We start from the raw sequence: 8,093 nt of genomic DNA on the forward strand, positions 1-8,093 counted from the left end.
AAACCGACCTCCCAATAGTTAGATTTTTGGTCTAACTTTTGGGGGTCGGTTCATTCAGAAATGAGATTATCTCCTTTTTATATATAAAAATTAAATGAGAAAGGAGAGGCAATATGAAAAACGACCAATTATTCAGTGAAATTCAAAGTCATATGCGGCGCTTTGAGGATGTATGGTATAAGAGGACAGAAGAAGGCATGGCGGTATATATAGCAGACATAAAAGAGTTTTTTGTTGATAATGGCGGTTATGTAGAGCAGTATAAGAATGTGAATGGCGATGAGCATTATTATGAGATTAACGACTGCTTGCTTTCTGCTGATGCACTTGTAAAAGAGTATGGCAACGCAATGGAAAAAGCACCTGATTTCAAAGTGCCGGGCTTATCACAATCATATAAGCTGCTGGTGGAGTATGATAATGTTGTATTGGCAGGCAGGGAATTAAACAGCGGAGGCTTTGAATTTGTAACATGGCGGCAGAACTATAATGGGGTAGAGCATGGAAACTACTTCGGAAATAATTATTCAGGTGCAAAAGAAGATTTTGCGACAAGGTCTGGGTTGGTTAATGAAAAGAAGTTGTTTTCAGATGAAGAATATGTAGAGATGTACCGCTGTGTGATGGATACGCTTGAAGATGGTTATGAATTAAGTGATGAACATAAGAAAATGCTTGATAAACATTCGGTGTATTACGGCAATTATTATCATAGAACAGTACCCATTATTATTGATAATATTGTTAAAACTCTGCACCGTATTCAGGCATACACAGAACAAGACGAAGATGATGAGGAAATGGAATTATGAGCAGGACGGCATTTGCCGCCCTGCTTAAGTTTTAGGAGGAGAAAACAGTGAACAGTAATTTATATAAAATCAGTGAGGTAACACAGCACAAATATTATCAGGTGCCGAAAGAACTATATACAAATCCGAGATATAAGACCACAATCAATAATGACGTAAAAATGCTTTATGCCCTGCTTCTTGACCGAATGGAGCTGTCGAGAACAAACGGCTGGATTGAAGATGACGGAACTATATTTTTGATTTTTAAGCGCGAGGACTTGGCTGATATGCTCGGCATATGCAGCACAACGGTCTGGAGAGCTATAAAACAGCTTAAAGAGGTAGGTTTGATAGAGGAAAAAAGACAGGGCTTGAACAGATCTAACCTCATATATATCGGTAAAATTGATTACAGTGTGCTGGAAGAAAAAGAACCTGAAAGTATTGAAAAAGAAATTATATCTTCCTCCTCTGCTCCCTCTACCTCTATTTTATCTTCGGACATTGAAAATTTAAAGGACAGGACTTCTACGGCTGAAAGGTCGGGAGATTTAAAAAATAAATGTCAGGACATTTCAAAATTAAAACCAAATAAGACTGATAATAATAAACCTGAATATAACGATACTGATAATAATGAGCCTGAGAGTTTAAATAAAGATGAAAAAGAAAATTTTATAAAGCTTAACAGCAGTTAATAGTAACCTTATTCCAATTTGGAATATTGGAATAAATATAAATATACAGTAATAAATTCACATAGAAAAACAGCCGAGAATGATTTTAATCATATTGGCGGTTTTCTCTTGTTTTTCTTAGTTTATGTAATCCTTGAAGCCTTTGCCGGGCTTGAAAGCCGGCGAGTTGCACGCGGCGATTTTGATTTTTTCGCCCGTCTGCGGGTTTTTGCCTTCTCTTGCTTCTCTTTTACGAGATTCAAAAATTCCGAAGCCGGCAAGCTGAACCTTGTCGTTCTTCTTTACGGCATCCTTTACAGCGTCAACAAATGCGTTCAATGCGCCCTCGGCGTCCTTTTTTGAAAGGCTCGCTTTTTCAGCCATTATCGCAACCAACTCTGATTTGTTCATCGTCACACCTCCTCGTTCGTATATGGTTATTTTGTATACTATCACAGATTTTATTTTTTGGCAATACATACTGATGATTTTTGTAGTTTTGAAAGAAAAATAGCTTTTGCGTTTATAAGAAAAGCAAAAAAATCATAAAAATTTTCATAGTGCAAAATGCCAAAAAAGCAGAGAGCGGCGAAAATTTCCGCCGCTTGTCTTGACAAGAAGAATAGATTACTGTATAATCCTTATTAGGAATTATTCCTCATAATACAAAAATGAAATGAACCGTATGAAATGATTATGAAAAACAATAAATATGCGAGAACAAGAAACGAGAAAAACTTAATGAAAGCATTTGCTCGGCATATACTGCTGTTGCTCCGTGCAGCGAATATGTTCCACTTGACGGACGCTGAATAACAAATTTGAAATATGAAAAAATTAGGGGAGCGCATAAATAATGCTGAAACACAGAGAAACAAAACAGCGCAGAATCGTTCTGGAAACGGTCAGAAGCCACACAGATCATCCGACCGCCAACACGATATGTGAGGAGGTTCATGCAATTGACGGAAAAATCAGTCAGAGTACCGTATACCGCAATTTAAACTGTCTGTCAGAGGACGGAGAAATACTTCATATCAAGGTGTCGGGTGCAGACAGATATGATTTGAGAACAGACCTTCACTATCATATTATCTGTCTTAAGTGCGGAAAGGTAATTGATATTCCGTTTAATTATCTTTCCGATCCGGATGAAAAGGTTGCAAATGCGACCGGTTACACGGTATTTCGTCACAGAGCCGTGTTCGAGGGAATCTGCCCGGAATGTAAAACGGAAAACAATATATAATCCGAAAGCGGATAAAGAAAGGATGTGGCAATATATGCATTGGAAAAAGGTGGCGGTGCAGACTTTGCTTTTGGTTGTCGGAACAGTAATGTTGTGCGCCGGAGCTTTGCGGGGTGAGGCGGCGACCGTGCTGAGCAAGGCAATCAGGTTATGTCTGGAGTGTGTAGGAATTGGGTAAGAAATTTTCAGGTATATCACAAAAACTGACTCGCTTTCGCGGCTACATTCAGGCAGCGGCGGCTCTGTTGAGCAACCTGCATCTGCCAAATTTTCTGAAGGGCGAAATTTATCGGGGAGCCGGAAAAACAGTATGTGTGCCGGGACTTAACTGCTACTCATGTCCTGCGGCATCCGGAGCCTGCCCTATCGGTGCGCTTCAAACGGTAGTGGGATCTGCAAAATATGGTTTCTCATATTATATTACAGGAATTCTTATATTGCTCGGAGTATTGCTGGGGCGCTTTATCTGTGGCTTTTTGTGTCCGTTCGGCTGGTTTCAGGAGCTGCTGCATAAAATCCCGACAAAAAAGTTTTCAACCAAAAAGCTGAAATGTTTGACTTGGATTAAATACGTTGTTCTCTTGGTAACGGTGTTTTTGTTGCCGGCGTTGGCGGTAGACGATGTCGGAATGGGTGCCCCCTTTTTCTGCAAGTATATTTGTCCGCAGGGCGTATTGGAGGGAGCAATTCCGCTATCCGTTGTCAATTCCGGTATTCGATCTGCACTCGGAGCATTGTTTGCTTGGAAATTCAGTGTTTTGATTGCGGTAATTGCGGTAAGCGTGTTGTTTTACAGACCGTTCTGCAAATGGCTGTGTCCGCTTGGTGCGTTCTATGCCCTTTTGAACAAGGTTTCGCTGTTTCAAATGAAAGTGGATACCGGCAAATGTGTAGCCTGCGGAAAATGCGCAAAAGCTTGCAAAATGGATGTGGACGTGACGAAAACGCCTAACCATACCGAATGTATTCGCTGCGGTATGTGCGTCCGGGAATGTCCGACAAACGCCGTTCGTTTTCGGTACGGCTTCGGAGAAGGTAAAGATAAAAGCGGCGAAAATGCCGCAAATGATAAATAAAAAATCAGGAGGAATAAATATGAGTATAAAAAAACTTCTAACAGCGGCGCTGACGCTTGTGCTGGTGGTGTTGGTTACGGCAGCCTGCACAACGGCGGATAAAAACAAATTGAACGGTATGGAAAATGAACCGAAAAATGCCGAAGAAGCGGTAGCAATGCATGAAGAACTGATGGCACGTGAAAATGCGATTCTGACGGAGAATACAAAGCTTTGGGAACAGGTTTTTGCGGCGGCGGACAAAGGTATGACTTTGCAGGAGGACGGTAAAAACTACGGTGATTTTCTTCTCAAAACCATTGACACCGTCAAGGAACAGTTTACGGAGGACGAGTTTAAATTGCTCAAGGGTGAAGCGGAGAAAATCCGGGATATTGAAAATAAGCTGACTATAATTGAAAAAAAATATCCGGATACAGCGCAAAAATCGTCGGATAATGATATGAGTATGCCATCCGATAACGGCAGTACGGGAAATTTTCCCTCCTTTGAAGGAAAGGATCTGGACGGGAACGAAATAAAGAGTGATGAGCTGTTTTCAGGCAATGCTGTCACGGTGGTAAACTTTTGGTTCACTACCTGCTCTCCTTGCGTGGATGAGCTTTCCGAACTCGATGCGCTGAATAAGGAGCTTTCCGGGAAAGGCGGTTCTCTAATCGGAATAAATTCTTTCACGCTGGACGGAGATGAGGCGGCAATATCCGAAGCAAAGGCAGTTTTGAAAAAGAAAGACGCCTCCTATCGGAATGTATACTTTGATTCTGACAGCGAGGCGGGAAAGTTTACCGAAAATGTATACGCCTATCCCACAACATATGTGGTTGACCGCAGCGGTAGCATCGTCGGAGAACCGATCGTCGGCGCCGTTACCGGCAAATCACAAATGGAGAAGCTGAAATCATTAATCGACCAATGTATTGCCGCCGATATGAAATGAAAATAGTATTAAAATAATGCTGTACAAATATACTATAAAAAATCCTGCATCGGTTTATGGTATGTAATCGTTATAAATAAAAAAATTAAAACAAAGCCTTTTTAAAATGAGGGTTTCAGACGGCAGAAAAAGCCGCACGGCATAGAGGCAACACGCCTTTATTGTCGGACGGCTTTTTTTATATAATTCGGCAATAGTAAGACTCGTTTTACGGCAAGTTTGACAAAATCGGAGATAAAGGAGCAAACTGTTGACAGCTTCAATTTATAAATTTTGCCTGAGTGGTGCAATATATATGGTGAAAAAAAGGAAGCGGTCAATATGAAATTACAGAGTATAACCGAAAAACAAATTCAAAAATTCAGAAAATATCTTGTAAACGAAGAAAAATCGGACGCTACCATCGAGAAATGTATTCGTGACGTTACGGCGTTTGTCAAATGGCTCGGCGGAGAAATTCCACGCAAGGAAAGAGTCATTCAATATTCTTGCCTGTTCGTATTTTCTTGCATTGCCGCTTACCATTACAATCAACGCTGCGGGAAATTCCTTTTTGAAACTGCTGACTATACCTATTGCCGGATATTTTGCGGTTAGCTGGTTTTTCTATCATGAAAAACTTGAGCTGAACATCGTTCATTTGTTGTCGTTTGCGTATCTGATAACGGTTGTTATGACGTTGTTTGCGGACAGAAGCCCGGTGGCGCTGCAATATGTGCGCGGATATTTTGAAACGGTAGGTCTGATGTTTCTTATAACCATGCGCAAATATGCTGAAAATGAAATTAAAGCGTTTGAGATTACACAACTTACACTGCTCGGCGTACTGATTACGCTTGGATTTATCGGTGCGGATTGGTACGGCGACAGAAACACGATGATAATATTCGGAACCACAAGCGATCCGAACTACTTTTTCGGATTTTTTCTTTTGCCTATGGCAGTCGCTTTAAAAAAGCTGAGAGACAACAAAATCTATACTATTATATGCGCGGCTTTGCTTGCTCTCGGAGCATATATGGTTTTCACATCCGACTCGCGCGGTGTGTTGCTTGGGCTTGCGGTTATGATAATGTCGTATGTGTTCATAAACGCAAAGGGGACAAAACAGCGCATTATCGGAATTTGCACGGCAATCGGCATGGCGATTATTCTGTGGATGGTTGTTATTCCTATTCTGCCCGAAGATGTTTCATCACGTTTCAGTATACAAAAGATTATCAAATCCCACGGAACCGGACGAGGGGATATATGGCTTTCAATGCTCAATACGATAAAACACTCGTCGTGGGAACTGATGTACGGCAGAGGAATATTTGCCTATCACGAAATGATGATAGACGGAAAACTGATGCACGTGGTGGCACACAACCAATTTATACAGTCGCTCTATAATCAAGGCATACCAGGAATATATCAATATGATTGGAGTGTGCCGTTTGGCTTTAATAGTAATGGAAAGTTAGTATTTTGGTTAGGCGATTTAAATTATATGGATGCCCAGAGTCAAGCAATTCTAAAAGGGTTTAATGTGGATTCAGACCATTTAATTATTGATTCGGAATTCTTTCAAGATCAAATGAATTGTATGTTTAGCAGACCAATCAAAGAAAAACAAATTTTGATGAATAAAGACAATTTTATTTTGAACGTAAAAAAGAAATATAATATTGATCTGACGCATTTAGAAAAGGAATGTTCATCTCAGACTGAAAATATAGGACGTCCGCTTGTATTTACTGAACAGAGTATATCTGGAGTGATAAATGCTTTTGACAAAGTGCTGGTAGAGGGATTTGACGTTGGTCAACTTAGAGAGCTATATAAAACACTGTATACTGAAAGTGAACGAGATGCTCAATATGAAAGGTGGCAATCAATTCGTCTTATTAAAGAAATATTATTAAAATGGTGTGAAAAACTCGAAGATACAATAGATGTGGAAACACTTGTTTCTCCGCTGTATATTCTCCATGATTACCGCATATATCTTGATCATTTGCTTTCAGAGGAAAAACAAGAGAACACTAAAATGCATATTGTAGAAACTTTAGGAGTGCAAAACTTTGAAGAACAAGAAGCAATTTATTTTGAAGAAATAGAGCGGTTAGATAAATTATTTCAATATTTAGTATTACTTTCGAAATAATATACATTATGAAAATAGCAGTTTTATTAGATACGCATAACTTGCTGCGTCCAGAGGTTATAGAAATAATAAAAAGCAGCAATGCAGTAATACACGGAGGAGATATTAATTCACAGGGTGTATTAGATGAAATAAAATCTGTAATGAAACCAAACGCACAGCTTTTTGTTATAAGAGGAAACAACGATAAGGAATGGGCAGAAAACCTGCCTGTAAGCCTTGAATTTGAGTTGGGCGGTTTAAAATTCTTCCTTACCCATAACAGAAAAGACATACCGCAGGACATAAAAGCTGATATAATTATTTTTGGACATTCGCATAAGTATTGTGAAGAAAATATAGGTGGTCAGCTTTGGTTGAATCCCGGAAGCTGCGGAAGAAAACGATTTAATCTGCCAATTACAATGGCTGTCATGAATGTAAACGACAATGAATATTCCATAGAAAAGATTGAATTAGAGGGGGAATAATCAATGAATGAGGTATTAAAAACGATTTCACAAAGAAGCTCAATAAGAGCATATACAGCTAAAAAACTGACAGACGCTGAGATTAAAGCACTGATAACGGCAGGCTTGCAGGCACCGACCGCAAGAAATATGCAGGAAGTGCATATTTCAGTTATTGACGGGGATAATCCGATATTGAAAGAAATAGATACTCAATGTAAATTAACAATGCTAAAAGCGGCTCCTGATGATGAAACAAAAGCTAAAATCGAAAGTAATCCAAACAATTTTTATTATAACGCGCCAACAGTATTGATATTAAGCGCAGATAAGGATTTTAAGTGGAGTAAGCTTGACGCGGGAATAACAGTCCAGAACATTGCGCTCGCAGCACAGTCAATGAAACTTGGAAGCCTGATAATAGGAATTATTGACGATGTTATGCGAGGAGAGAAAAAAGATTATTTTGCAAAACTCTTGAAATTTCCTGATGATCACGAGTTTGCAATTGCTGTGGCGGTAGGACATAGAGCTACGGAAAAAGAGCCGCACGAGATAGATTTTGATAAATCAGTCAGCTTTATATAAGAATGAAGGGAGAAAGAAAATGCCATTTATTGATTCAAAAGTTACAGTATCAGTAACAGAGGAACAGAAAGAAAAAATCAAGTCTGAGCTTGGAAAAGCTATTACAACACTCCATAAGACTGAAACTTATTTGATGGTTGGAATTGAAGATGATTATGATTTGTGGATGGCAGG

The 8,093-nt window shown here is 39.5% G+C and carries 11 protein-coding genes; 10 read left to right on the forward strand and 1 reads right to left on the reverse strand.

Annotation, left to right across the window (positions count from 1 at the left end; all coding sequences use genetic code 11):
- Window positions 1–113: 113 nt before the first annotated feature.
- Window positions 114–812: a hypothetical protein gene (locus tag ACLTU0_RS09355; protein WP_412322175.1), complete on the forward strand. Its 699-nt coding sequence runs from the start codon at window positions 114–116 to the stop codon at window positions 810–812.
- Between the two features lie 47 nt (window positions 813–859).
- Window positions 860–1,492, forward strand: coding sequence for a replication initiator protein A (locus tag ACLTU0_RS09360; RefSeq protein WP_412322176.1), 633 nt, complete (start codon window positions 860–862; stop codon window positions 1,490–1,492).
- 117 nt (window positions 1,493–1,609) lie between these two features.
- Here ACLTU0_RS09360 and ACLTU0_RS09365 read toward each other — a convergent pair whose 3' ends face one another.
- The gene (locus tag ACLTU0_RS09365) at window positions 1,610–1,882 is read right to left on the reverse strand and encodes an HU family DNA-binding protein (RefSeq protein WP_412322178.1); all 273 of its coding nucleotides are present in this window, start codon (window positions 1,880–1,882) and stop codon (window positions 1,610–1,612) included.
- Window positions 1,883–2,327: 445 nt separating this feature from the next.
- Here ACLTU0_RS09365 and ACLTU0_RS09370 point away from each other — a divergent pair, with 445 nt between their 5' ends.
- The 8 genes from ACLTU0_RS09370 (at window position 2,328) to ACLTU0_RS09405 (ending at window position 7,919) form a co-directional block, all read left to right on the forward strand.
- Window positions 2,328–2,720, forward strand: coding sequence for a Fur family transcriptional regulator (locus tag ACLTU0_RS09370; RefSeq protein WP_022230318.1), 393 nt, complete (start codon window positions 2,328–2,330; stop codon window positions 2,718–2,720).
- Window positions 2,721–2,754: 34 nt separating this feature from the next.
- Window positions 2,755–2,898, forward strand: coding sequence for a CD1871A family CXXC motif-containing protein (locus ACLTU0_RS09375; RefSeq protein ID WP_022230317.1), 144 nt, complete (start codon window positions 2,755–2,757; stop codon window positions 2,896–2,898).
- Window positions 2,891–3,796 carry a 4Fe-4S binding protein gene (locus ACLTU0_RS09380; RefSeq protein ID WP_412322179.1) on the forward strand — a complete coding sequence of 302 codons (906 nt, stop codon included), beginning with the start codon at window positions 2,891–2,893 and terminating at the stop codon, window positions 3,794–3,796. The genes ACLTU0_RS09375 and ACLTU0_RS09380 overlap by 8 nt, the downstream gene beginning before the upstream one ends.
- Window positions 3,797–3,815: 19 nt before the next feature.
- Window positions 3,816–4,733: a TlpA disulfide reductase family protein gene (locus tag ACLTU0_RS09385; RefSeq protein ID WP_412322180.1), complete on the forward strand. Its 918-nt coding sequence runs from the start codon at window positions 3,816–3,818 to the stop codon at window positions 4,731–4,733.
- 321 nt (window positions 4,734–5,054) lie between these two features.
- Window positions 5,055–5,330, forward strand: coding sequence for a hypothetical protein (locus ACLTU0_RS09390; protein ID WP_412322181.1), 276 nt, complete (start codon window positions 5,055–5,057; stop codon window positions 5,328–5,330).
- Entirely contained in the window at window positions 5,287–6,882 is a 1,596-nt protein-coding gene (locus ACLTU0_RS09395) for an O-antigen ligase family protein (protein WP_412322182.1), read from the forward strand. The genes ACLTU0_RS09390 and ACLTU0_RS09395 overlap by 44 nt, the downstream gene beginning before the upstream one ends.
- Window positions 6,883–6,890: 8 nt before the next feature.
- Complete coding sequence (locus tag ACLTU0_RS09400) at window positions 6,891–7,352, forward strand: metallophosphoesterase family protein (RefSeq protein WP_412322183.1); 462 nt, start codon at window positions 6,891–6,893, stop codon at window positions 7,350–7,352.
- Window positions 7,353–7,355: 3 nt separating this feature from the next.
- Window positions 7,356–7,919 carry a nitroreductase family protein gene (locus tag ACLTU0_RS09405; RefSeq protein ID WP_412322185.1) on the forward strand — a complete coding sequence of 188 codons (564 nt, stop codon included), beginning with the start codon at window positions 7,356–7,358 and terminating at the stop codon, window positions 7,917–7,919.
- Window positions 7,920–8,093 lie beyond the last annotated feature (174 nt).

The organism is Hominilimicola sp. (genome assembly GCF_046972485.1).
Lineage (GTDB): Bacteria > Bacillota > Clostridia > UBA1381 > UBA1381 > Hominilimicola > Hominilimicola fabiformis.

Bases quoted from the DNA above. Each gene is read 5' to 3' on its own strand.
- ACLTU0_RS09355 (WP_412322175.1), top strand. From the start codon at position 114: ATGAAAAACGACCAATTATTCAGTGAAATTCAAAGTCATATGCGGCGC.
- ACLTU0_RS09365 (WP_412322178.1), bottom strand. From the start codon at position 1,882: ATGAACAAATCAGAGTTGGTTGCGATAATGGCTGAAAAAGCGAGCCTT.
- ACLTU0_RS09370 (WP_022230318.1), top strand. From the start codon at position 2,328: ATGCTGAAACACAGAGAAACAAAACAGCGCAGAATCGTTCTGGAAACG.
- ACLTU0_RS09375 (WP_022230317.1), top strand. From the start codon at position 2,755: ATGCATTGGAAAAAGGTGGCGGTGCAGACTTTGCTTTTGGTTGTCGGA.
- ACLTU0_RS09385 (WP_412322180.1), top strand. From the start codon at position 3,816: ATGAGTATAAAAAAACTTCTAACAGCGGCGCTGACGCTTGTGCTGGTG.
- ACLTU0_RS09390 (WP_412322181.1), top strand. From the start codon at position 5,055: ATGAAATTACAGAGTATAACCGAAAAACAAATTCAAAAATTCAGAAAA.
- ACLTU0_RS09400 (WP_412322183.1), top strand. From the start codon at position 6,891: ATGAAAATAGCAGTTTTATTAGATACGCATAACTTGCTGCGTCCAGAG.
- ACLTU0_RS09405 (WP_412322185.1), top strand. From the start codon at position 7,356: ATGAATGAGGTATTAAAAACGATTTCACAAAGAAGCTCAATAAGAGCA.